The organism is Microcoleus sp. B6-A1 (genome assembly GCF_036705085.1).
In the GTDB taxonomy this organism is placed as follows: domain Bacteria; phylum Cyanobacteriota; class Cyanobacteriia; order Cyanobacteriales; family Microcoleaceae; genus Microcoleus.
Window position 1 is genome coordinate 68,898 of sequence record NZ_JAUBTU010000011.1, and the last position, 25,085, is coordinate 93,982.

General features: G+C 46.6%; 22 protein-coding genes. 10 read left to right on the forward strand and 12 right to left on the reverse strand.

The genetic code is table 11. The features are described from left to right. Window positions 1-113 precede the first annotated feature (113 nt). Together QUB11_RS06155 and QUB11_RS06160 are read right to left on the reverse strand one after the other, a co-directional pair. The gene (locus tag QUB11_RS06155) at window positions 114-1,343 is read right to left on the reverse strand and encodes a succinate--CoA ligase subunit beta (RefSeq protein WP_333201579.1); all 1,230 of its coding nucleotides are present in this window, start codon (window positions 1,341-1,343) and stop codon (window positions 114-116) included. A gap of 337 nt (window positions 1,344-1,680) precedes the next feature. Then, window positions 1,681-3,198 carry a glycosyltransferase family 2 protein gene (locus QUB11_RS06160; protein WP_333201580.1) on the reverse strand — a complete coding sequence of 506 codons (1,518 nt, stop codon included), beginning with the start codon at window positions 3,196-3,198 and terminating at the stop codon, window positions 1,681-1,683. A gap of 246 nt (window positions 3,199-3,444) precedes the next feature. On the opposite strand from QUB11_RS06160, the gene ebsA reads away from it, so the two are divergent. The 6 genes from ebsA to QUB11_RS06190 all read left to right on the forward strand — a co-directional run bounded on the left by ebsA (window position 3,445) and on the right by QUB11_RS06190 (window position 9,099). Continuing rightward, entirely contained in the window at window positions 3,445-3,819 is a 375-nt protein-coding gene (ebsA, locus tag QUB11_RS06165; protein WP_333140917.1) for a type IV pilus biogenesis protein EbsA, read from the forward strand. 1,354 nt (window positions 3,820-5,173) lie between these two features. Then, window positions 5,174-6,271: a phosphotransacetylase family protein gene (locus QUB11_RS06170; protein WP_333201582.1), complete on the forward strand. Its 1,098-nt coding sequence runs from the start codon at window positions 5,174-5,176 to the stop codon at window positions 6,269-6,271. A 278-nt stretch (window positions 6,272-6,549) separates the two neighbouring features. After that, window positions 6,550-7,053: a hypothetical protein gene (locus QUB11_RS06175; RefSeq protein ID WP_039887610.1), complete on the forward strand. Its 504-nt coding sequence runs from the start codon at window positions 6,550-6,552 to the stop codon at window positions 7,051-7,053. Window positions 7,054-7,068: 15 nt separating this feature from the next. Beyond that, window positions 7,069-7,485, forward strand: coding sequence for an MAPEG family protein (locus QUB11_RS06180; protein WP_333201642.1), 417 nt, complete (start codon window positions 7,069-7,071; stop codon window positions 7,483-7,485). 152 nt (window positions 7,486-7,637) lie between these two features. Further along, window positions 7,638-8,129: a YajQ family cyclic di-GMP-binding protein gene (locus tag QUB11_RS06185; RefSeq protein WP_333201584.1), complete on the forward strand. Its 492-nt coding sequence runs from the start codon at window positions 7,638-7,640 to the stop codon at window positions 8,127-8,129. A gap of 4 nt (window positions 8,130-8,133) precedes the next feature. After that, window positions 8,134-9,099 (forward strand): SGNH/GDSL hydrolase family protein, encoded by a 966-nt coding sequence (locus tag QUB11_RS06190; protein ID WP_333201586.1) that lies wholly within the window; start codon window positions 8,134-8,136, stop codon window positions 9,097-9,099. Window positions 9,100-9,196: 97 nt separating this feature from the next. Here QUB11_RS06190 and QUB11_RS06195 read toward each other — a convergent pair whose 3' ends face one another. From QUB11_RS06195 to QUB11_RS06220, 6 genes are all read right to left on the reverse strand, one after another. Further along, on the reverse strand, window positions 9,197-10,816 hold the full coding sequence (locus QUB11_RS06195; protein ID WP_333201588.1) for a mucoidy inhibitor MuiA family protein: 1,620 nt from the start codon (window positions 10,814-10,816) through the stop codon (window positions 9,197-9,199). A gap of 63 nt (window positions 10,817-10,879) precedes the next feature. Next, on the reverse strand, window positions 10,880-11,479 hold the full coding sequence (locus tag QUB11_RS06200; RefSeq protein ID WP_333201590.1) for a Uma2 family endonuclease: 600 nt from the start codon (window positions 11,477-11,479) through the stop codon (window positions 10,880-10,882). Window positions 11,480-11,582: 103 nt separating this feature from the next. After that, a complete protein-coding gene (locus QUB11_RS06205; protein ID WP_333201592.1) occupies window positions 11,583-12,473 on the reverse strand; it encodes a methylenetetrahydrofolate reductase in 891 nt (296 codons plus the stop codon). Window positions 12,474-12,604: 131 nt separating this feature from the next. Beyond that, window positions 12,605-13,615 carry a tryptophan--tRNA ligase gene (gene trpS, locus QUB11_RS06210; protein ID WP_333201594.1) on the reverse strand — a complete coding sequence of 337 codons (1,011 nt, stop codon included), beginning with the start codon at window positions 13,613-13,615 and terminating at the stop codon, window positions 12,605-12,607. Between the two features lie 62 nt (window positions 13,616-13,677). Continuing rightward, window positions 13,678-13,824: a hypothetical protein gene (locus QUB11_RS06215; RefSeq protein ID WP_333201596.1), complete on the reverse strand. Its 147-nt coding sequence runs from the start codon at window positions 13,822-13,824 to the stop codon at window positions 13,678-13,680. A 57-nt stretch (window positions 13,825-13,881) separates the two neighbouring features. Beyond that, window positions 13,882-14,997: an HlyD family efflux transporter periplasmic adaptor subunit gene (locus QUB11_RS06220; protein ID WP_333201598.1), complete on the reverse strand. Its 1,116-nt coding sequence runs from the start codon at window positions 14,995-14,997 to the stop codon at window positions 13,882-13,884. Between the two features lie 469 nt (window positions 14,998-15,466). On the opposite strand from QUB11_RS06220, the gene QUB11_RS06225 reads away from it, so the two are divergent. The 4 genes from QUB11_RS06225 (at window position 15,467) to QUB11_RS06240 (ending at window position 16,691) form a co-directional block, all read left to right on the forward strand. Next, window positions 15,467-15,691, forward strand: coding sequence for a secretion protein HlyD (locus QUB11_RS06225; protein WP_333201599.1), 225 nt, complete (start codon window positions 15,467-15,469; stop codon window positions 15,689-15,691). 169 nt (window positions 15,692-15,860) lie between these two features. Then, window positions 15,861-16,043, forward strand: coding sequence for a hypothetical protein (locus QUB11_RS06230; RefSeq protein WP_333201601.1), 183 nt, complete (start codon window positions 15,861-15,863; stop codon window positions 16,041-16,043). A 135-nt stretch (window positions 16,044-16,178) separates the two neighbouring features. Continuing rightward, a complete protein-coding gene (locus QUB11_RS06235) occupies window positions 16,179-16,472 on the forward strand; it encodes a cysteine peptidase family C39 domain-containing protein (protein WP_333201603.1) in 294 nt (97 codons plus the stop codon). A 51-nt stretch (window positions 16,473-16,523) separates the two neighbouring features. Then, window positions 16,524-16,691, forward strand: coding sequence for a hypothetical protein (locus QUB11_RS06240; protein ID WP_333201605.1), 168 nt, complete (start codon window positions 16,524-16,526; stop codon window positions 16,689-16,691). A 411-nt stretch (window positions 16,692-17,102) separates the two neighbouring features. Here the strand turns inward: QUB11_RS06240 and QUB11_RS06245 are convergent, their stop codons facing one another. The 4 genes from QUB11_RS06245 to QUB11_RS06260 all read right to left on the reverse strand — a co-directional run bounded on the left by QUB11_RS06245 (window position 17,103) and on the right by QUB11_RS06260 (window position 25,001). Beyond that, the gene (locus QUB11_RS06245; RefSeq protein ID WP_333201607.1) at window positions 17,103-17,900 is read right to left on the reverse strand and encodes a DUF5829 family protein; all 798 of its coding nucleotides are present in this window, start codon (window positions 17,898-17,900) and stop codon (window positions 17,103-17,105) included. 334 nt (window positions 17,901-18,234) lie between these two features. Beyond that, window positions 18,235-22,116 carry a PatA/PatG family cyanobactin maturation protease gene (locus tag QUB11_RS06250; protein WP_333201609.1) on the reverse strand — a complete coding sequence of 1,294 codons (3,882 nt, stop codon included), beginning with the start codon at window positions 22,114-22,116 and terminating at the stop codon, window positions 18,235-18,237. A 130-nt stretch (window positions 22,117-22,246) separates the two neighbouring features. Then, entirely contained in the window at window positions 22,247-23,209 is a 963-nt protein-coding gene (locus tag QUB11_RS06255; protein WP_333201611.1) for a LynF/TruF/PatF family peptide O-prenyltransferase, read from the reverse strand. Between the two features lie 82 nt (window positions 23,210-23,291). Then, a complete protein-coding gene (locus QUB11_RS06260; protein WP_333201613.1) occupies window positions 23,292-25,001 on the reverse strand; it encodes a DUF5838 family protein in 1,710 nt (569 codons plus the stop codon). Window positions 25,002-25,085: the final 84 nt, after the last annotated feature.

A 25,085-nucleotide genomic window follows, 5' to 3' on the forward strand; every position in this document is an offset into this window, starting at 1 on the left:
CTTAGACTGGTCAACTAGGCAATTTCTGTGCCCGCGCTGTCTCGGTACTCCGAGCAGCGCCGGGTGATTGACCTGTACAGAAATCTAATTTTTTGCCGATCGACAGCCCCTACCTACTTGGCGGAGGATACAGAAGCGGCCGCGGCCTCATCCAAAGTGCTAGCTAGCTGCACCGGCAACTGTCCCAAACGCTTTTTTACAGCATCAGCATCGATCTCTACCAGCCGCAGCACAACTTGGATGTGGCGGTTAGCGCGAGCTTTCCGTTCCAAATAGCCGGCCACTGCAGCGATTATTTCCTCGGTCTTGGAGGCGCTGCCCAAAATATTTACAAGTATCACCTTAACGCTTTTATCCTGAGCGACTAACTCCAGACCCAACTCCACGCGATCGCGCAGGGCATTTGCTGCATAGTAGCGGTCTAGGGAACCAATATTCACAAAATTAGCTGGTTTTCCTCCTTGGTGGGTTACAGCATCTAAAGTTGCCATTGTCAGGCCCACTCCGTTGCACAAAATCGCGATATTCCCGTCTAGTTCGATTAATTGCAGGGATTCGGAATTCGAGATTGAAGATTTAGATTTGGGGTCAAACTCCGGCGACTGCTGAACCTTGGACTGGGAATGGGAGCGATCGCCCCCAGCATGGGGACTTCTCCTTTCCCGTGCCAACCCGCTGCTTTGCCTCTTCCCCGAAAGTGCGGCCAAATCTGGATGCCGCCCCAAGGCATCGTCGTTGGCGGTGACTTTACCGTCTAAAGCCATTACCTCTCCCGTCGGACTGATACCGAGAGGATTGATTTCTACTAGATCTAAATCTTTTTCGACAAACAGCCGGTACATTTTTTCGACAATGGTGCTCACCGATTGAATCAAGTCTCCCTGCAATCCCATTTTCAGCGCGAGACGCCTCGCGTAGAATGGGGAAAATTCTTGATCTACGGCAACTTGCTGCATTTGCTCGATCGACCCTTCGACATCCATACCTCCTTGGCTCGAACCCAGAAGCACCGGGCGTCGCGCTACGGGGTCTAGGAGTACCGCTAAGTACAATTCTTGGTCGGCGTTGTACTTTGCTTCTGCCAGCAGGACTTGGGGATATTCCTCCTCGATCGGCAAATTAAAAATTGTTTGAGCGGCTGCTACTGCATCGATCGTATTTTCCACAAACTTGATACCGCCCGCCCTGCCCCGTCCCCCAGCCCGCACTTGCGACTTGAGTACAACGGGGTAAGGAATTTTCAGTCCTTTGAGGTCGGCGGGATTGTCAATCCGCTGCGACGGCAAAATCGGAATTGCCATCTGGCGAAATAAAGATTTAGCTTGGTACTCTAACAAATCCATTATCAATTACGGGTGACGGGTAGTTGGCAACAAGCAATTCGTCCTAATTGGCAATTCATAATTAATAGATAGTAATTGGTTTTTTGTCAAGTTAAAAGTTAAAAATTCTCGCTTTTATCTTTTAATTTTAGACTTTTGTATTGCCGATTACTTATTCGCTATTACCGCTCGCCGATTACCTATTACCTAAGCTGTTTCAAAGTGTTTTTTTCTCGGAATTGCCAAATTTTACTCTTAGGAGATGGCGGGGAGGTATTTGGCGAGCGTTGGTGTTTTTTTGCCTCGGAAAATCTTCGGACGTTCGGCGATACTTTGCCTAGATATTTCTGCGAATTGTTTACTTGATGCTATTAGCAGCACCTTGATGGACAGTTTTGACCCATTTGAGTCGCTTCGGCCGTACCGCAATCCGAGCCGTCACAGTCCCTACCAGCAGCCAGTGGAACATATACACAGTACCCCGCAGCGTTTGCAGCAAGGTGACAAAAACTCGCCTTACGTCAAATTTGGTCTCTTTGCGAGTGCGGCGCAAACCGACAAACATTCCCACCACCGACAAGGTAAGGGTCATAAAAGTTATGGGACTGGCGATCGGCATCCGGCGCAGCGCAATTGACATCACAAAGTCGGGTAGGGCTACTGTGGGTAAGAAATATTGAGATACCCAAAATCCAAATAAATCCCAAGTTTTCCCAGTTCCCATGCGGTTCCGCCAAATTAGCCGCCAGTAGTCAAGATAACGCTGATAGCCACCTTCTGCCCAGCGATTGCGCTGATGCCAAAGAGCGCGAGCGTTAGTGACTCCTTCTTCTGACACGGCTGGGAAAGCGAGAAATTCAATGTCCCATCGGTCTAGGTGCAGCCTCACCGTCAAATCCAGGTCGTCGGTAATCGTCTCCTCGTTCCAGCCGCCGCAGCTTTCCAAGGCGGTGCGGCGCATGAATTGGCCGTTACCGCGCAATTCTCCAATGCCGCCGATCGCAATCCGCTGCTGCTGGAAAAAACTGTCGAGAGCCATTTCTGCTTCTTGGCCACGAGTCCAAAAATTTACCGCAGCATTGGCGATGGCTTTTCTGACTTGCACAGCCCCTACCTTTTCTCCATCGAACACTGGCAGCACCCGGCGCAGCAAATCCGGCGTTACCGTCGCGTCGGCGTCAAATATTCCGACAAATTCCCCGCGAGTCAGCGGCAACACTTGATTCAGTGCTCCCGACTTGCCGCCGCTGGCATTTGCTCCTCTGCGAAATACTTTGAGCTGGGGGTACTTTTTGGTTAGCTGTTCCAATACTAGCGGCGTGGCGTCGCTGCTGTGATCGTCGATCGCCCAAACTTCGTAGCGGTCGATCGGATAATCTACATTGCAGATGGATTCTACGAATCTGGCAATCACGGCTTCCTCATTTTTCGCTGCCACCAGCAGCGACACGTAAGGCCAATCCTCTCGACTTTCATCGGCAAGAGGTGGCAGTGCGGGCTTGGGTTCCGCAAACAAAACTCGAAATGCTTGCATCCACAGCAGTCCCGTCAACCCCCACACTACCCACGCGCCCCAAGAAATCAAGTGCAGGGCGATCGTGCCGGCCCAAATCGCAGTCAGCACTGCGGCGGCTTTTCCGCGCCGTCCCCGGTACAGATTTTGAGGAAAAGAGGGAGTTCCCGGCACAGGCACCGCAACTGGGAGATCTGCTTTTGTTTCCGCGTCAAACACCTTGTCGCCAATGTCTGGTATAGCAAATACTTTGCTGAGCTTCGAGTGCGAGGTCAAACTCTTGAGCTCTTCTTGAGCTAAATCAGAGATGTCTAAGTTAAGCTCGCTGCGAGCGTCGTTTTCTGGCCAAGAACTCTCCTGCATAGGTTACTTGATTCAACCACCAATAGTTTTTGATTTTAGATATAAGCATCTACTGTATCAGTTTCTGGGCTTTTGTCGAAAGCGGACGGGAGGACAACCAGCGGGTTAGGTGTTTGTACGGCCCTGGTAAACGGGTACTGCATAGAGTATTTGGGTTGACTTTTGCTTGCGATCGACCTGGAATATCTGCTAGTTTTTTCAGGGGATCTAAACTATCTGTTAGTAATAATTGTCTGAGGTGGAAATATGTCTATTCCTCAACTCAAGCCAGCCGATGACAAAGAAGTGAAAGTCTACGCGCCTTTCTGTCAAGAGCCCAGGCGCAAGTTTTTACCGCACGCTATTGCCCTCTACAAGCTCAAAAGCTTGGAGGGGGCAAGAAAAATTGACGGTGGGGACAGCGTGCCGTTTGTCGCTAGTTGGAATATCTCGTCGCTGCCGATCGACTTAACCCGCTGTCGGGTGTTGTTTGACGGCAATGCTGAACTCAGCTACGAAGTGACTATGCAAAGCTCTGAGTTTGTTAGTTGCTTAATTGAGGTTCTCCTGACTTTTCAGCGAACTCGTACCGTCGATTTTTCTAAAACGTTTTACCGCAAGCTGATGCGAATGGATGAATAACTTTCACCGCAGTCGCACTCTTAGCTGGAAAACGAAACACCGACTACCACTTCACTCAAATGCGAATGGATGAATAACTTTCACCGCAGTCGCACTCCCGAAAGTCCGCAATTGACAATCAAGCAATTTAATCCGGGGCCCCCGGATTGATTCGTGGATCGAGAAAAAAGCTCCTCGCTCCCGTGAGCCAGCCCCCGGATTTATCAGTGGGCTTGCTTTCTTCAATCTAAAATCTAAAATCTAAAATCTAAAATCGATTGACGGGCGCTATAACTGACGCGCCAATAGTGTAAAGCCACGACGGCAACATTACATGATTGGTGCGCCAGCCCTATTTGAGAAGCGGAAATAGTAAGTGAGTTGTTGGATCATTCTCAATAATCCCTTTGGGGGTCAGCACTTATCCCCATTGGTAAAGTAAATATACTGAAGTTTTCAGTTGAGCGTGATACAGATTTCGCGTAGGGACTCAGGCTTTGCCTGAGTCCCTCCCTGTATTTCATCCAATTGAAAACTGCTGTATTTGTTGTGGGAAAAGTCTAAAAGCCTATTGCGGATATTGGTGCTGTGCGAGTACGCGCGAGCGAAGCTATCGCCGTGAGACGAATCGCGCCGTCCGATTTCGTTCAAATTTTGCGACTCGGTAGCTGAGAGGAAAGGGCTGTAGATCCGCCCAAGGAAAATCAATCTACAGCCCTTGAACTGCGATCGGGCTAGCATCGCAATCAGCCTTGGGGCTGCCGAAATGCCAGCCCACGCCGCCCGACAATTTATGTATTGAGAAGCTAGAAGCCCCATTCTAAGCAGCTTATTGCTCGCAGTGCCACCGATCTGTTTTAACGCGGGCGATCGTACTAATAATTAATAACTAATAATAGAACCTATCCCTTTTCAATTATATGCAAAACTGCCTATGCAAGCACCGTGTTCTCTTCCTATACAATCCTCTATTTAGCCACTAAAAAAACTATCTTCAACCCTCTAAGTAGGCTATTAAGGTAAGGTAAACCATTTTTACCGTGTTATTTTTACTCGATAAAATTCGAGGTTAATATCTAAGGTACGCAATCAGAAGGCCTAAAAATATTACAATTAAAATCGGTTCTTAAAGGAATCATAGGCGATAAATAATTATCAAAACCTGCTGGCAAAACAAACAATTGAAAAAGTGGTTTCCCAAAATCAAGTAAAAAGAATGGGAAGAAAAGGGTTGCGAACAGGTGAATAAAAATTTTCCGCAAAAAAACAATTTGCCCAAAAGCGACAAAATCGAGTATAATAGTATTGCCAAATTGAGTCGCAGTTCAGAAATACTGTAGAAAAAACTAAATTTATTGAAATAGACAGGTGCAAATTGAGGATTGAAGGCGTACCAAAATTGACTAAATATTTGCTGATCGGTTCCACAAAAGCTTACAGCGGCAAGTCGGCCATCGCCCTGGGGATGGCACTCGGACTCCGGGGAAAAGGACTGGCCGTCGCCTACGGCAAACCTCTGGGAACCTGTTTCAGCTCGCCCGGAGCTGGGATCGAGGACGAAGACGTGCGGTTCGCGGTAGAGACGCTGAATCTCTCAGAAAGTCAGATGCCGTCAACATTGCTGTATTTGGATGAAGAGACGGTTCACAAGCGTTTGCGGGGAGAAGACAAGACAGATTACCGCCAGTCTTTAGCGCAATATTTGCAAGCTCCCAGCGGAGACTTGGCGCTGTTAGAAGGCCCAGCTAATTTGGAGGAAGGCAGTCTGTTTGACTTGTCTTTGGCTCAAATCGCTGAGGCAATTGATGCCTCTGTGCTGTTGGTAGCTCGCCCGATCGATCTGTATGTAGACGATTTGCTGTCGGCTAAACAGCGTTTGGGTTCGCGGTTGCTCGGCGTGGTACTCAATGACGTTCCCACGGACAAACTCGAATCCGTAACGGCGACTGTGCGGCCTTTTCTGGAGGCTGCGGGTATTCCAGTTTTGGGAATGCTGCCGAGAAGTGCTTTGCTGCGAAGTGTCAGCGTCAAAGAATTGGTGCACCAATTGAAAGCTGATGTGCTCTGCCGTAAAGACCGTTTGGACTTGATGGTGGAAACCTTGACAATTGGCGCGATGAATGTTAGCTCGGCTCTGAAGTATTTCCGCAAAGCGAGAAATATGGCGGTGGTGACGGGGGGCGATCGCACGGACATTCAGCTAGCGGCTCTGGAAAGCTCGACTCAGTGCTTAATTTTGACAGGCCACTTGCCTCCTTCTCCCCTAGTGATTGGCAGGGCAGAAGAAATGGAAATTCCGGTTTTGTCTGTGGATTTGGATACCTTAACCACGGTGGAAATTATCGACAGCACCTTTGGCAGCGTGCGCCTGCACGAACCGATCAAGGTGGAATGCGTTACTCAGCTAATGGCAGAACATTTTGACCTTGATGGCATGATGGCATCCTTGGGCCTGAGCGATCGAGTCCATTAAGAAGAGAGCCGGAGCTGAGGGAAGAAGGTATTCGGCAGAGAGAACTTTTTGTTTAAATAAATAAAAAGGTAAAATTCTTAAATTCTCAATTTTTCTTGAATTCTACCTTGAGCTCCGGCTGCCGACTGTGTTAAGACATTCTGCCTTCAGGCGAACTCAAATCTCCCCATCCTCTAGTCTGATCCGGTAAATCAGCAATTCTTAACTTCTTTTTGGCGGCAATGGCTAGTGAGTCTGCTAAAATCCACAACGTAGTTTTATTTAATTTAATAAATTCTTTGAGTCAATCAATTGAGCTACCCAGAGTAGATGATTTTTTACAAGAACTAGCGGCGATCCAGCAAACCAGCTCCAAGCGGATTGCTCTTTTGGGTTCTCGCCACGTTCCTATTACCCACCAGCAGCTAATTGAGATGCTGAGCTACGCCATAGTTCTGGGAGGCAATCAGCTCATCACTTCTGGCGCTACAGGCACCAATTCAGCCGCAATTCGGGGGGCAATGCGAGCAGATCCTAATCTGCTGACGGTGATTTTGCCACAAAGCATGAGTCGCCAGCCTCGGGAGTCTCGCGACCAACTCGAACAAGTGATACATTTGGTAGAAAATCCCAAAAATGATAGCTTGTCTCTCCCGGAAGCAAGCGCCATGTGCAATCAGGAGATTATTTCTCGCTGCCAGCAACTGATATGTTTTGCTTTTCACGAAAGCCACACTTTGCTGAAAACTTGCCAGGATGCGGAGGAACAGCGCAAGGTAGTTACTCTGTTCTATTTTGATTGAACTGCGAGGCGGATGATGCTGTTGGGATTACCTGTGTCGGTTATTCTGCTTGATTGTATTGCTGCTGCTGCTGCGCTGGTTTACGCACCGTTTTTGGTGGTTGCGATCGCCCGCTTGCAGCTAGGCTATGACCAAGCAGCCCCCCGCGCTATGTTTGATAAGTTGCCTGCTTACGCTCAGCGGGCAACTTGGGCTCACCAAAATTCGTTTGAGACGTTTATGCTGTTTTCAGCGGCGGCTTTGATGGCTTTTGTGACGGGGGTAGATTCGGAATCGGCGGGTTGGGCTGCGATCGCTTTTACGATCGCCCGGTTGTTGTTTTCGGTTTTCTATATTCTGAATGTGCCGCTGGGGCGATCGCTCATGTTTGCGATTAGTTCTTCTTGCACTGTTTCTTTATTCTATTTCAGTTTAATGGCTGTTAACGGCTAATTTTCAGTAGTCATTGGTTATTGGTTATTGGTTATTGGTTATTGGTTATTGGTTATTGGTTAGTTGTTAATGCCCAATGCCCTGTTTTGCCAATGCCCAATGCCCAATGCCCAATGCCCAATGCCCAATGCCCCATTACCAATTACTAATTTATGGCTGCTAGTTATTCCTTTGATATTGTCAGCGAGTTCGATCGGCAAGAATTAGTCAATGCTGTTGACCAAACAACGCGAGAAATTCAAAGCCGTTACGACTTGAAAGATACCAAAACCACTGTAGAATTGGGCGCTGAAGCAATTACTGTCAATACCGACAGCGAATTTACTCTCGACGCAATTCACACTGTTTTGCAAACTAAAGCCGCCAAGCGCAATTTGTCTCTGAAAATTTTTGATTATGGGAAAATTGAAGCTGCTAGTGGTACTAGAGTACGCCAAGAAATCAAACTGAAAAAAGGGATTGACCAGGAAATTGCCAAGAAAATCACTAAATTAATTCGAGATGAGTTTAAAAAGATTCAAGGCTCGATTCAAGGTGATGCAGTGCGCGTTTCTGCTAAGGATAAGGATGATTTGCAGTTGGTGATTCAACGCTTGAAGCAAGAAGATTATCCGATGGCTTTGCAGTTTACCAATTACAGGTAAATTTTTGAAAGCTAAGTATTGGATTGCCGGTGGTGCGATCGCATCTTTGAGTGCGATAGAACTTGCCTTGCGCTTGCTCGGATTCGGAAATCCTGCCTTGCTGCAAGCTGATGCTAATGCGGGCTATATATTTGCACCAAATCAACTTGTATATCGCTTTGGCAATAGAGTTGAGTACAATCAATTTTCTCAGCGTTCTGAACAAATCGATTCAGCAAAGCCTGAAGGTACTCTCAGAATTTTGATGATAGGAGATTCTGTTCTCAACGGTAATAATACCACCGATCAGAAAGAAACTATTCCAGAATTGTTTGAAGCGCGTTTGTTGGGCATAAAAAAGCAAGTTGAGGTGCTGAATGCTTCTGCCGGTTCTTGGGGAATTGGCAATCAATTGGGATATATTCGCAAGTTTGGCACTTTTGAAAGCGATGCTGTCATTTTGCAAATTGGTACTCACGATTTGCTACAACCTCCAAGCAGCAGCGCGGGGGTGGGAAATGACCCGCTGATGCCGAATCGCAAACCATTATTGGCAATTCAAGAAGTGTTTCAAAGACACGTTATGCCCGAATTGTCAAGTGTTTTTGTATCGAATTCTCCGGCGGCGGGAGTGCCGGTGTCGGAATCACAAAAGTTTATGGAAAATATGCAGCGATTTGAGCAAATAGTTGCTTTGGTGCGAGCTAAGAATATTCCGTTGTTTGTGTTGTATACTTGCGATCGAGCGGATTTACTGCCCGTACCGACTCAGCCGAAGTTTAAATCCGAGTTTGTCGATCGGCTAAAAGCTTTAAAAATTCCAGTCATAGACACTCATGCAGCCTGGTCAAAATTGCCGAAAACGAGGGTAGAAAGTTATTTTCGGGATGGCGTACACCCCACAGCCCCAGCTTATGAATCAATAGCAGATTTACTGTTTCAACAGTTGTGTATAGAGAAAAAATTGGTGGCGTGTGGCGGGAAGAAATAAGCTGCTTTATAGCCGAAGGAAGAAGCCCGATGTCCGTCGGAAGAAGGAAGATGTAATTCCTGAGAACTGGCAACTGACAACTGACAACTGATTGGTATTAAATATCTAAACCCGTGACTGTTAAGTCAGGAGGATGTTCGACAACAAACTGGTAATATAACTCTTGCTTTGCTTGCGGCGGCAGAGACATTATCCATTCTAGCAGTCCCATTTCACCTGCTACTATCTTCGGATTAGTGAGAGTCGATCGCACTTTAATTTGTTCATTCCGGCTGACTGGCAATTGCTCTTTTAGTGTCAGGTGCACCTGCACCTGCTGCAAGTTTGTCACATTTAACCGATAAGCGTAACTCAGGCGCCGCTGCTGGCCGATCAGTTTTTTATCTACTTGTCTTTCCACTAATTCCCGCTCTATTTTTAACCGTTCATCTATTCCTAAATTCAGTTTATATTCTTGGCCGGGGGAAACATTTTCTAACTCCACAGTGCCGACAAAAGTGTTGTCGCGAAAGATATTTGCTTTACCAGGAAGCAGAGTAGCACCTGTCAGCGGATTGACAACAACTGCTTGCAAATAGGCAAAAGTGACTAATCGCGGAACTGCAATATATTCAGGCTGAAAGGGATAATTATCGCTAAAAATAGTCACTTTTTGCCTCGAACTGTCGCTGGGAATATTGGTATTTCCGCCTATTTGAAATGAGACTGTGCCGCCTTCTCTGGATACTTGAGCTGTTGCTATTTCAGCTTCTATGCGCCGTCCTCCACCGCGGAATGAATTGCCTGCATAACCTTCTTCTAGGATCTCTTCTAGCTCCAAGAAATCATCCTCTGATGAACCCCGACCAGCGGGTGCCATTAACTCGAATATCTCGATATACCAAGGCTTTAGTTGTGGTGGGAGACTTCCCAATCCGGGTTTTGCTGTAGATAATGTCAGCGCTACTCCTGTCCAATCTTCGCCTGTATTTTGTTTGACATCGGCTAGATAATGGAGATTAATTTGGTTGTTGGTGGTATTGACTCGCAAGTCGTAAAGGGGAGTCCAAGATGCTCGCTTTACTACATAGGAAACTTGTAGTTCAAAGTTGCCGCTGCCGCTTGGTTCTATGGCGACAATGATGTTAAAACTTTGATGGCAATGGGAAGTTCTTACTTGGTCTAACTTATACTTTAAAATTTGTATTTGAGTGTCTAATTCGTGCTGTTGTCTTTCGTGCTGCGCGATCGCACTTACATATTTTAGGTAATTGGTTCCTAAAAAGTTGAGCAATTCGCCAGTTTCGTTTAAACCTACCTGCTGTTTGGCGATGCTGCTGGAAAAGAAATGGACGCTTTTTTCGCTTAAATCTTCGACAAATTTGAGTTGAATTCTTCGGGCATCTAACTTGTCTTTTATTGCCCGTTTTTGGGTTTCTAATTCTTGGATCTGTTGGGTTAATTCGGCGATGCCATCCGCTACAGGTTCTCTGCTCAACACTCTTTCGCTGCGTACTCCCAGCAATCGCACAGCAACTGTACCCGCACCCGTAGCCCTGACTGACTCTGGTTCCAGGGTTGCGGGGAGAGATACGATCCCCAATTCTCGCTCGTTTCCCGTCAAAGCGACTGTACCGCGCCGCGTCACCAAAGCGCGATCGGTGTAAACTGTAACTTCACAGATGCGAGTATCCAGTGTTTTAATCGTATCAGAATTAAGTATTTCTGAGTCAGTCATTGCCAGGTGCTCCTATTTAATAACCGTTTAGTTGATCGAGGAATTTCAAAAGTAGTTTATTGATCAATTTTCCCGATCGCCCATTCCTCTAGCAAACTCCTCAAGCGCATCCAAAGGTGAAGCAAACAAAATGCAGCGTTTAAGCAAAGACAAGTCTAACTCAGGCAGCACTTCGCTGCTAGTAATGCGATCGTAACCTTCCTCTCGCAGATGGTAAAGCTCTAGAGTGCCATCTTCCCAAAACCAGACTTCCGGGACTCCCATCAGTCGGTATTTCTGAAGTTTAATCGGACTACCGCTAGTGATAACTACCTCAATACACAGATCGGGAACATCTTTATCTGTTCCGAAACAATAAGACAAATCTGCTTGATACTCCACTTTTCCCTCAACAATTTGACTGTAACTGCCACTGGGAAAAAAATGTATTCTCTTAAATTGAAAAAAATTGCTCAGTAGTGCTGCAATCAGACATCGAATTGCCTCGTGAGGTTTACTAATTCCCACAATTTCTAAAACTCCATCACAATAAAATAAGCGTACATTCGGCACATCCTCAAAGCCAGCTTGAATTGCTTTGAATTGATGCCATGTCAAACCGCGCCAAGTGAAACGTTGTTCGATTGCGGGAGAAGTTGTTGGATTGTCTACAGTTTGAACCATGATTGTTTTATTGATGTTCAAAATGGTAGCGGGGAGGGCGGGTTTACGAGATAGTGGGTTTTAGGCAATTATTATCGGTAAAACCCGCCCCTACGGTTCAATTTTAGCTCAGTGGCTCGATTCCTGCCAAATCCAAAATTTGAGGAATTAAATCTTCTCGTTTGACTGCCATCATGTGAACTCCTTGACAAATATGCCGCGCTAGCTTGACTTGTTCGGCAGCAATTTTTATGCCTTCCTGCAAGGGTTCTGGAGATTTTGCTAAACGGTCGATCGTCTCTTGTGGGATGTGAACTCCCGGCACGTATTTTTTAATAAATTCAGCATTTTTAGCTGATTTAAACAAAAATATTCCTGCTAAAACTGGCTTGTTGCAGCCTGCAGCAACGTGGTGCATGAACTTATCCAAAATTTCAAAATCTGTAATTAATTGACTCTGAAAAAACTGTGCTCCAGCCTCTACTTTTTTCTCAAATCGACTTTGCAAACCAGACCAACTGGGGCATTGCGGATCGACGGCAGCACCGACAAATAAATCGGTAAATCCGTCTGTTAAAGGTTTGTCATTCCAGTCTTTGCCGCCATTCATTTTTTGAATGACTTGTAACAGTCGTACAGATTCAAAGTCGAATACACTTTTTGCTTTAGGATGGTCGCCCGCTTTGACGGGATCACCTGTAAGTGCTAATACATTGCGAATGCCTAAAGCGTGAGCTCCCATGAGATCTGCTTGCAGGCTAATTTGATTGCGATCGCGACAAGCAACTTGACAAATGGGCTCAATGCCGTGCTGCACTAAAATTGCCGAAACTGCTAGGGGACACATTCGCATCACTGCGCGACTCCCGTCGGTGATATTAATGGCGTGCACTCTGTTTTTGAGGCGTTCAGCCATTTGAATTGTGTGAGTCATGTCGCCGCCTTTTGGTGGGGCAACTTCGGCAGTAATTATAAATTCTCCGGGGGTGGTGCAGGCTGTGCGAAAACGGTTCATGATTATTTGTCTGTTATTGGTTATTTGTTATTTGACAGTTGACAGTTGTTAGTTGACAGTTGACAGTTGTTAGTGGGCCGTTGGCAGTTGTCATTCTTAACCAGTAACCAATAACAACTAACAACTAACAACTAAACAGGTAAAGAATAACCGAAAGCTGTCTTAACCTTAGTTAGAGTTTGATTAGCAATAGCTTCTGCTTGTTCTCTTCCGCGACGTAGTACAGACTCTAAATATCCCGGATCGTCCATTATTTCCTTGTATTTATCCTGAATTGGTTTGAGGGCATTAATTGTCGTCTCTGTCAGCAAGGGTTTAAAATCTCCCCAACCCATGTTTTCACACTCCGCTGCTACTTCTTCCTTAGATTTGCCGGAAAGCAGGAGATAAAGGGTCAGCAAATTTCTAGCTTCGGGGCGATCGGGGTCGTCAAAAGTCAAACCCCGCACGGCATCTGTTTTGCAGCGCTTGATTTTTTTGGCGATCGTATCTGGCGAATCCAATAAATTAATTCGACTTTGTTCGGAAGGGTCAGATTTCGACATTTTGCGCGTGCCGTCAGTCAAACTCATTACCCTCGCACCGTCAGTCCGAATTAAGGGTTCGGGAAGTTTCAATACTGGCTTTTCGGGTGTGCCGAATTGGTGATTTAATCTGATCACAATATCGCGGGTGAGTTCCAAATGCTGTTTTTGGTCTTCTCCCACTGGCACTTTGTCGGCATCGTAAAGCAAAATGTCTGCTGCCATTAACACCGGATAATTTAGCAAACCGGCGTTGACATTTTCACCTTGTTTAACTGCTTTTTCTTTAAACTGAATCATATCTTCGAGCCAGTTAATCGGCGTAATACAGTTGAGCAGCCATGCTAGTTCTGTGTGCGCCGAGACGTGGGATTGCACGAAAATAGTAGAATATTCTAAATCGATGCCGCAAGCTAAATACAGTGCGGCGATCGTGTAAGTGTCGGAGGCTAGAGTTGCTGGATTGTGCGGTGCGGTAATTGCGTGCAAATCGACTACGCAGAAGTAATTTTCGTATTGACTTTGACCTTCTACCCAGTTGCGAATGGCACCGAGATAATTGCCGAGGTGAAGATTGCCGGTTGGCTGAACTCCAGAAAGAACGCGCTGTTTGCCCATGAGGAAAGAATAGAATTGAACTCACATTTCTATATTGACACGTTATTTCAATTTCAGAGCCTCTAATTTTCTGGCGGTTGACTGTTGACTGTTGACTGTTGACTGCTGACTGCTGACTGCTGACTGTTGACTGTTGACTGCTGACTGTTGACTGTTAACTGCTGACAACTGACAACTAACAACTGACAACTAACACTAACAACTGACAACTAACAACTAACAACTGACGACTGACAACTGACAACTGACAACTGACAACTGACTAATTACCAATCTGTCAGCAACCTTGCTTTCCGCAAAACAAATGTCAGAACAGTTTCTTCGCCGGTAATAATATCGGCTCTGCCTTCCATTCCCGATTGAATCGAATACTGGCGGGGGACATTTGCCTGGGAGTTTCCGAAGAATTGGCCGTTGGCGGATTTGAGTTTTGTTAAATAAGTTTGTTCGGGCTTAATTGCCACTTCGTAATAAGCTGTACCTAAATTATTAGTGGGATTTTGAGGGGCGATCGCATCTGGGGCGATTTCGCTGACAGTTCCTTTTAATGTGCCGTAATCGGGGAAAGGCAAAGCCGAAATCCTGATCTGTACGGGTTGACCGATTTGGATGCGGGCGATGTCTTGGGATGTCACCTTGGCTTTGACTACCAGGGGTACGTCGCTGGGGACGATTTGGGCGATCGCGCTGCCGGCTTGTACGGTTTGACCAGTATTTCGTACTTCCAATCTGAGAATTGTACCATCCGTGGGTGTGCGGATCACGCTATTTTCGAGTTTTAACTCAATTTGATTGAGTTCTTTTTTAGCTTGAATTAATTGTTGTTGAATGGAGGCTTGCTTGACGAGCAAAACCCGCCGACTTCGGCCCAGTCTCTCGGCGACATCTGGTAGCGATGTGGCGAATTTTATTAAAGCGGATTCGATTAATTCCTGTTGGGCGGAAGTTTCACTTTGGATGGTTTTAAATTGGGCGCTGGCCAAAATTTGATTTTCTAAGTCGCGCAGTTGCTGGTTGATTTGCTGTGCTGCTGGTTGAGACTGATTAATTATTTCTTGTAACTGTTTTTTTTGAGCGCCCAAACGCGAAGCGTCTACAACTGCGATCGCATCTCCTTCTTTTACTGTCTGATTCTCTCTGACAGCAATGCTTTCGACGGTTCCTTCGGTTGCTGCTTGCACGACGCGCACTTCTCCGGCGGGACGGACGATCGCGTCTGCTTTGACTGTAGCGCTGTATTTGGTGACGCTAGCGAGGGCGATCGCCCCGCCAAAGGTCGCCACCATCAAAATACCCCCCAAAGTCGTCCAGCGGCTGACAGGGGGCAAAAACTGGTCGTTATCAAAGGTTTCAGCGGGTGTGGTTTCAGGAGTGAGAGACATGGCGGCAAGGGGAGAGGGGAATAGTTTGGAGTTTGGAGTTTTGAGTTGGGGGGGAGGGAGAGATCGCTGATTTGTTTTGTCACTTTTACGATCAGCTTTCCGGAAACCAAGTATAGGTTTAGAAGTCTAAATCAAAATTCACAGGGTAAAGGTAAAAATCCGCACAGCTTTGCCGTTCCCACCCACAAACTTCGCCAAATATCAAGAGGAGTGAAGCCAGCGGGCGACTGTCATTCGATTTTAGATTTTAGATTTTAGATTTTGGATTGACTTGCGCGAGATAAATGCTCTTTCTTGAGGATTTTCGATTTGGGATTGATTCCACGGATAAATCACGTGGCGGGTACCACCTTTGAAATTCGTGGTCATGAAAATACGGCGTTTCCGCCATGAGTTTTGGCACTGTTACCGGGTTTTTCCTGTATGCGTAGGTAGTAAGTAAGTACATAGGTATTAATAGGAGTTATTTATGTCAAAAAATCAACCAGCTTCACTCTTCATCGAAGTAACCGATGGAGAATCTGCTACTGTCAACGGTGGCAGTATTACCAGCGATGTTAGCGGTGCTAAAAGCAACAGCGAGACCGATAACAGCAGCTATGGTCTGAATATGCTGTTTTTCCTGCCGCAGCCTAGCCAGTTTTATCTGTACGATCCGAACAGCCATCGCCCTTACAAAACTCTAGTGGTTTAGATAGCTGAGTCAAGTTGTGCGATTGAGTAAATTTTGAAAATTTATCCGTAGTATTCCGGATGTCGTACAGGACTACAAGAAGTATTACTCAGTATTTACACGAGAATCTAGAAATTAAATAATATTTCTAGTTTTCCTTCAATTTTATTAAGTTAAACGGAGTCTAATCATGAAAGAAACAAAGGACAATTCACTGTTTGCTGAACTCACCCCTGAAGAATCAGCTAGCGTCAACGGCGGTCACTATTATGCCAATCGATACAATTATCACCGGCAGCGGCGCAGTTGGGTCGTGTACCGCCGGAATTGCGACGGTTCATACAGAAGAGTAGTCCGCTACGCCTACTACTAAAGTTTAGTGCTAGTCAATTCAGATTTATAACTGTGGAATCGAGAAAGCACCCATAACTTTATGGGTGCTTTTTGCTGATTGGGTAGTTGGTGATGAGTAATCTTCTTTATGCTCTACCATTATTCATTTTGCAAAATGTTAAAGAACATCCCTTTGATCGGCAAAATGCCATTATTCGGACAAGTTAACAGGTTTAAGAACTATCAGGTTGTTCTCCAGCAGAGCGAAGAAGATTGCGGTGCAGCTTGTCTAGCTTCGATCGCGAAATTTTACGGACAAAATTTTACTATTAGCCGCTTGCGAGAATGTGCGGGCACCGGCCAAAAAGGGACGAGTTTACTTGGCTTGAAACAAGTCCGCAATATTCCGGAGGTGGTACAGCACTACCCGAAGTATTTGTCAGTAGTTAAACGAGGCTCTAGAAATTAAATAATATTTCTAGTTTCCCTTCACTTTTATTAACTTAAACGGAGTCAAATCATGAAAGAAACAAAGGAAGATTCACTATTTGCTGAACTTACATCTGAAGAATCAGCTAGCGTCAACGGCGGTCACTATTACTATCGAAACTGTTACCGTCCGACCCGTCACGTCGTGTACCGCCGGAATTGCGACGGCTCCTTTAGAGTAGTGTACCGCTACTGGTAATATCATTTCCGGTTACACCGTCAGGTGATGTTGACGGTTGACGGTTGACGGTTGACGGTTGACGGGCGGGTCAAAAAAATGAAAATTGCACTAATTATTTGTTGGCCTCGGGATTCGACTTTACGCCAGACAAAAGAAGCGGGGATTTGATATCATTCCGGCTGACTTCCGGAATTGATATGAATTAATAAAGCACCCATAAGTTTATGGGTGCTTTGTTCTATCCATTGCGTAACTCCTACAGCATAAACTTCAGAACTTTCGGGGTCGCCTGAAATGGTTCTGACTTATGGTTTTAAAATTTGAAAATTTCTTTCAAATTCAGATATTTTTTGGAGTTTTCAGTCTACCTAACTAATTGGCTGAAATGGAATTAATCTCGCTCGAAACTAATCTATAAACCGAGATCTGTTATCCAAACTGCCAAATTGCCAACTCTCCACCCACATTTAACTGTGCATTATCACCGAAAGTGAACTTTCTTTCCTGATGAGCTTGAGACTTCATCGTGCAAAAAACCTTGCGAATTCGATAACTGGGAGCAACTTTCTGAGATACTTGTAAAGTAAAACCATCAGAACGATAGGTAGTAATATCTCCTACGCAAGATGAGTCATAGCCAAAGACTCGAAGTAGTAATGCTAGTTCCTCGTGTTCCGCTAAAGTCAATTCAAGATGAACTTCTGAAATGTCGTCAAATAAAGAAGTTTCGGAAGTAACACTGTTTTTCAGATAAGCAGCACGGTCAAAGCAACCAGCACTGGTAAGCTTGATGTTTTTATAGTCTAAATAATCCTGATGAAATTCCATCAACCACGCACTGAAGGCTTCTCTCTCTGATTTGAGTGCCAAATAATGAAACCAGGGCACTTTTCCATCTTCAGTTTGACGAACTTGCAAATCAGAAAACATTTCTTGGGCTACTAAGGATTTTAGCTTTTCATCTACAATATCAATCTGTCCTGCTTGTTTACTATTGAAACCAATACCCGAAAAACCTTCCCTAAACCCTTCCACACCCCCTGGAGCAAAAAGCTCAATATAGCTATGTTTTCCCCTGAGATAAGTTCCCGCCCAACTCTCTTTATCAGTTTCTACGGTATCTCTGGATATTGTGCAGAATTCTTGGCTAATGAACTCTGATTTGGCGATCGACTCTAGCGTTTCTGTGTCGAGAGTAACATATAAATGGTTAAATTCTATTCCCATGTTTTTACTGATTGAGCTTTAGTAATACAAATTGTGGAACAGACAAGATGCCTGTTCATAAAAACTCTTTAACTTAAGTCGCGCAAAGGTATTAGGATTATTCCTAAAATTACGAGTACGTTGAACTGAGATATTGCACCATTCTCGCTTAACAGGCTTTCCGGCCTGTTCCACAAAGAGTGAGTTTTCTTGTGGGGAGTAGGGGTTGGGCGTCCCGCCCGCCCATGAAAGGCTAATTGAGAATGGTGCAATATCTCAGTTGAAGGAAATTTTGGAATTGCCCGGAAGCTCACGCCATATCGACTCTTGTGGCGTGAGTCCGTCACCAGTGCGTTCAACTCACTTTAGCAGGGATTGACCAGCTTCTCACCTCACCCAAAGTCACCGGCATCAGAAGCACCACATCAAGGGTAAAGCGGAATACCTTGCGCCCCCGACGACTACTGTCTGGGTCGTAGAACTCAAGCTTGACATCCCAACAGTCACTGTTGATGCGACAGAACGGGCTTTTTTCGACGTTAATGGTGTCGAGTTGACGACCCTGGACGATCGCCCGAGCAAAGGTCACAGCGGCTTGGAAGATGTTGGTGGCGGCGAAGTTGAGGGCGCGATCGCGCGAAGTCTGCCCCACATTGCGAAGATCGTTGTAGACTCGGTTGAGGAAGGCTGTCAGAGCCTGTCGCACGAGGGGTGCTTGGGCTTCGTCCACCTGACGAGAGATTGCCGCCATCGCCGAGTCCACCAGGGTATTGACTTTCCAGCCGTACATTCCCCGCGGGTAAGGTACCGTCACTACAGGCACAACCTCACCGGAGGAGAGTTCCACCGTGCGGTTGGTGCGTCGGGCGGGTATGCTGACCCGCTCCACAAATTCATCGCTGGCTTCTGGCTCGAGTTGCCCCGCCAACATCAGCACAAACATCTCGTAGACCTCGCCGTCCGTTGACTCTAGGGCATATATCGTGTCTCCATCGAGGTTCAAGGTCCAGATCAGGGAACGGCCTTCATCTGGATTGCGATCGAGGTGTTCGACCATCTGGCGAGCATCGTAGGGGTCTGCAGGCACTATGATGCCGTTTACTTCGGCGGGAGCCATCTGTTGTGTGAAAGTGTCGCGGCGGGCTTCATCCCCAAAGTCGTAGCCGATCGTCCCTAGGGCGTAAACGTTGCCAGAGTAGGCGGTGCTGGCTTCGACAGTGCCTGTGTCTGCGGGAGTCGCGGCGGCGGTGACGGGTTCCTCGGCAGGAGTGGCGGGCAAGACAGCAGGCATCGCTGCACTGGCAGCAACCTCTTGGGTACTGGGGGGGGCATGACTCGCGACGGGGGCGGCATAGCCTGCCCGTTCGGTGCGGATCACTTTGTCGCCCGCGAAGGAAATGGTGAGGGAGGGTTGCCCAAACAGCACCCTCATTGCGCCGGAGATATTGACAAAGCCGCGCAAACAGCGCTCCGGTTCGGCGACAACTGCCGGATCGCAGGGAATCGCGGTATTGAGCAGTGCTGTTCGGACGGCTTCGGCATCGACGGTTTTGCCTTCTTGCAGTTGCAAACTCATCAGCAGCGCGGCGATTCCGGTCACGATGGGGGCGGCTCCACTGGTTCCCGTTCTGAGTCTGGGTTTCTCGGTTGCCAGTTGCGCTCCCCAAATGTCGTCACCCGGAGCCATAATCCCCTCTTCGGTATAATTGCCTCCCCAGTTACTGTAGTGGGCGGGTGGACTGCCTAGATCCATTGCTCCTACAGGCAGGGTTCCTGGCAATACACCAGGGAGACACCAGCATTCACCTAAATTGTTACCCGCCGGCCCGACAATCAGAATGTTGTTATCTAGGCACTTCTGTACGGCTTGAGCGAATAGCTCTTCCCCTTCTCCGGTTTGGGTGGGGCGGCAGATTCCACAGTGGATGATATTCGCCCCTAAATTGAGGGCTAACTCAAAGGCGCGGGCTAGGTTGAGGGGAGAGATAAATTCTTCTGTAATCCCCCTGTTGTTAAGCGGTAAATTAATCACACGACAGTGGGGAACAATACCAGCAGAAGGGGTGTTCTCTTGACCCACAATGATGCTGGTGACGTGGCAAGTATGGTCATCAATTTTAAGACGCATGATAAGCGGTTCGGAAAAAGCCGCTTTGAGTGCTTCTTGTTTCTCCTGTTTTGTGCGATCACTGTCCTCAATTGATCGGAAAGTTGCGTATTCTTCTGAGGAAATTGGCTCTGGATTCTCGTGCCAGTAGGGAAAGACTTTAGAAATTTCGGCTCCCTGGAAACAGGACAGGGAGTGGTCGGGGTTGCCTTCAATAACTACAATGGTGATGCGGGGGTCGCCAAGAGTTTGGTTGCGTAGGTCAGCCAGTCCAGGGATGCGATCGTCAAGGTCGTGGGGGTGAAGTGCTGCCGAGAGTGGGGTTGCAGAACTCTCAACCCCACTGGCTGAAATAGCCGCAGATTCAGTTTCATTCACTACAACATCCGATTCCACTTCACTCTCGGAAGCCTCTGAGTCCATGACTTCAGTCGTCGTCTGGGATACAGATTCAGCCTCACTCACCGAAACCGCTGCCTCTGTTGTCTCCACCCATTCTGTAGGTTGGGTTGAGGAACGAAACCCAACATCTAGTTCAGATGTAGGTTGAGTTGAGGAACGAAACCCAACATCAGCAGGCTCAGGTTCCGCCTCACCCCTATCCAACTCAACCGCGCTCACCGAGACTGCTACCTCCGCAGACTCATCCGAGGGATCGACGTCTTCAACTGACTCAACTCCACTCGCTTGCACATCGCGCTTCGGCAGTGACCCCAATATGAACTCACCCACCGCCGACTCTTCCACATAGTCCAGACCTGCTGCTTGTCCAAAACCCTCGCTATCCCCAGCCCCCAACGCGCAGGGAGCCAGACCCATATTCGTTGCCACTAGATAGAGATTTTGCTGCAACACTCCGACGTGTTTCAGCACTAGCGCATAGGCTACAGAGCGATACTTGCGGAACAGCCGTCCAAACCGTGCCGTAACCACGAGAAGGACTTGTGGTTGGGGTTGGTAATACACATAAGGTTGCAGAGCTAAGACATCCTCTGATTCGGAAATTTGATCTAATTGGTGATTGAGTGGGTCATAGTGATACAACCCTTTTTCCAATCCTTGACAACGCCGCACTACCGGATAAATTTCTAGCTCATACATTGTTCCGCCACCCGGATAGGGACGACGGCTCAACTCGCCATAGTCCATGTCCGCGTCAAAACCTATTACTTCTCGCCAATTCTCACCGAACTGCTCACCGAACCACTCCTCTGGGTGAAGCAATTCTTTGACACGGGCAGTCCGATAAAGCAGTTCACTGAGTTGTTCTATAGTGATTGGATGTGCCTCGTCGTATTCTCGAATCGATTTCCGCGTTTCGATCGCTTCCGTGAGCGTGGCATCGTTACACATCAACGCCCCCAAGTTCGGACGCGGCAACGGCACAATCTGGTCGCTCATAGCCGGTTTCACCATTGGGAAATCTGACCACTGCCCAATGTTAAAATCTTCTGCTAGATAGTCATGGCGGCCCAAGCGGCTGCGACTGTGGAACAGTAGGTTATGAAAGTCCCAAAGCTGGAGCGAGGGGGGTTCGGGGTCAGCCGTCAGAAATCCCGCAGCCCACAGCAGGCTGAGGAACTGATAGGCGGTTTCTGGCCCCAGGTTGGGGGGTGGCGTAAGTGTTGCGAGGGATTGAGGCTGGGCGAGTTGAGCCAGGAGCGCACTCCCTCGCCAGTCCAGGAGTTTAATCCGAAACTTCGAGAGGGGGGACTCAAGCACCATTGTGCCATCGTAGGGATGCTGATAGGCAAAGCGGGAGAGGGTGAGACGGGTTTGTGTCCAGTAGGGTTCTGTCAGATTCAATTCAGCGGATTCCACCATCGGGATCGCCACTGCCAGCGGCAACACGGCGTAATTGAGCCAACCTCGCTCATCCAATTGTTGTAGCGTCAGTGCGAACTGTTCCCCGGCTACCCGACCATCGAGTTCGGCTAACCCTTGCACCAGTGAGTCGGGGGTGGTGTTGCCTGCCTTGAGACGATCGAGAGCAATACCGAATCCAGGGGTTGTAGCTAGGGTGAGCCAAGCAGTCGGATCTGATTCTGCCGAGTGCAGCGTGTAGTGGTCTTCGGTGCTTTTAACTTGGATATTGGGATTGAGGGAAACAGCGAAGGGGTGATTGCTCATAGCGATGGATAATGGGAAACGATGATTGGGAAAGTGAGTTTATGACGGCAGCGATCGGTGAAGCGATCGGGAGCGGTATTTTGTTTGAAGATTAGTCGCAGCAACATCGACAAGCACAAATGACTCACTCTTAAACAAATTTCGCCAATCTACCTATATCTATATCCGGTTGACATGTATCACTTTGGTTGTAGAAAAAACCATAGTTTTCCAATCGAATACTTTCCAAATCTCTCGCTTTAGCGGTGATACCAGCATAGGTAACGCAATCCTGACTCTGACAAAAGTCATAAATCTTATCGCCCAAGCTATTGAACGCAAAATATTGTGGTATGTCTTTGATATCAAAAAAGTGAAAATGGAAGAGTGGCTCTATCTTTTCCCTAGAAAAACTCGCCGAGATCGAATCTGAAACATTAAAAATAGAATTTACTTTGCGTGAGGATCTTTTTTGTATGTAGGCAGCGAGATATCTTCCAAAATTTTCTTGAGTTTGGTATTTTCCTCCTGGAGAACCCGCCCATATTTCTATGTTACTACGACCATCCAAGAAAAGATTAAATCCAATCACAACAACATCTCTGAGCAGAACTTCTGTCAACTCAGCCGAATATTTGGCACTATCAAGTGCGATCGCTGTCATCACTAAATCTCCGTTACTTTCCCCAGGATGTATATGCATATATATCTTGATCAGAGAATCTTGAAGTGTCGGACGTAAGTCAATGCCTATAGTGTTATTTTCGATTTTGCTAGAGCCAATGTATAGGGCTGAAAATTGATCGAGCAAGTGACGATTGATTTTAACACCTACTCTGCTTTCAATTTTGTCTAAAAAATTTGAGGCATCGGTCAGAGATCTAGGCCAAGTGTGTCCGTAATTAGCAACTTGAAAGTCTCCTGCGAATAACCGATTGCCTTCAACGTTACAAGTAGGCTCAACACCACACGAGCCTTCTATTTTAAGAACAGCTTCTTCAAAAAGAGGAATCGGAAAACTAGGTTCTACATCAAAACCATCTTGATGAGTCCGCATGAACCGAAGGCGCTGCTCTCGTAGATAATCAGGTGAAAACACAGAAGTGATCGTCATAATCGTATTTCCTCATACAACGTTTTTTAAGGATCTAAGGCGAATTATATGCACTCATTCAGAGTTTGTCCTGAGTTGATCTTCATCTTAATTTCGTCTGGTTCACAGAGTCATTCATGTGATAGTACATTTTTACCCTTTGGATTGAATTGGCAGCAAACTCCGATTCAGGAACACCAATATATAAACCATGAAAAACTCGATTTCGATAGGGCTCGTGAACTTGCTTAACCATCTCATTCCCAAGATAGTCAACGAAGCTGTTCGGAGAATTGACCATGCAAAAGTATATCACATCACTATCATTCTCGCTACTAATGCCGATTTGAAGAACCTGAGTCTCCTTGACGAGCTGAAATGCTCTGGCTGGGAGAATGTCGGCTAGATAGCCTTGGACATCTGGCCGCTGAAGGTCATTGGGGTAGAACGTGGGGTAAACCTCTACGGCTGCTCGATTGTCAAAGAAAAAGTCAAACCCAACCAACAATGTTCCATTGACAATTAATTGTTCCCAATTGCGCTGTTCTCCACAAAGCGCAGTTGCAATTGCCGTCTTTTCTGGATAGTCCCTAATGTTAAAGTACAATTTGATCCGCGACGGTCTTAGTTCTGAACGAACATCAATACCAACACTGACCATATCTAGCTTAGAAGGATCTAGACCCGCAGCCAAAAACTGCTGAAGTAGTCCCAAATTAAGCTGCACTTCTGACCGGGCTTCGATTTGGCGAGAGAACGTCAGAAAATCTTCAAGATCAATCAATCTGACCGCTGGATTGGGGACATAAACCTCAGAAAGGTAATAAAAGCGCCCTGGATAGTAGCGATCGCATTCAATATTGCAGCAACAGGAGATAGACCCGCCTTTATCTTGACGCCGCTTGCCAACAAATTCCTCAAACAAGTTGAGGAGATAGGTGTTTTCAATGTCAAAGATTTGTTTGTGTTCTTCGATGTAACGCAAGTTATCTTCGTGACGATTCGCAATATGGCTAGAGGCGACAAAAACACCATGCTTTTGAGTTTGAACCTTGACTTTTGCAGGCCTGACTGCTTTAATATCGCCAAAAAATAATGGTAGATGAGGATGAATCAAGTTTGCATTAGCTAAACGTAAAGCCAAGGTTGGGATCTTAAGGGTTTGATCTTTGTCATAATCAATGTTTTGAAAACCTGCTTGTCTAACAGCTTCAACCAAATTATTCAGCGGAATAACATGGCTACCTTGTAACTCTTGTTGATTGATTTCATTCAAGGCTTGTTCTTCCAGAACGGAGAGAGGAGGCTCTTTGACAAAGAGACCGGTGATGTACAAAGTCCCCCCTGGCCGGAGTAAACGCTTAACTTCGGCAAGAACTTGAGGCAACTGATTAGAATACTTAATACTGTCATTAAAAAAAACGATATCAAAAACAGCATCAGGAAAGGGTGGGGCATGAAAATCACCCACTTGTACCCGTACCCGATCCACTAAATTTGCTTGGGCAATCCGAATTTGGGCTTCTGCCGCTTCCACCTCAGAAATCGTGAGACCCTCAATCCGCACTCCTGGAAACGACTGGGCAATATGAATTGCCGGAATTCCTGCTCCACAACCAGCATCAAATATATAGTTTCCGGGCTGTATTCCCATCCGAGTCGCTAGACTAAGGTTGTGCGATCTAGCTACTGCATCAGGAACCATTCGACTAAAGTTGATAGAATTTTTGTTATAAAAAGTACGAACTTTTTCGACTTCAGCAGCCCGATTGCTCTGAGTAGAAATATGAGGACGGATGAGGTTGCTGTTCATGATTTCCAGTGAAGATGATGAGCCAAAAGAATGATTAGACTGTCAGTGTAATAGCACTTTAAATAAAAAACGAGGCTAACGAAG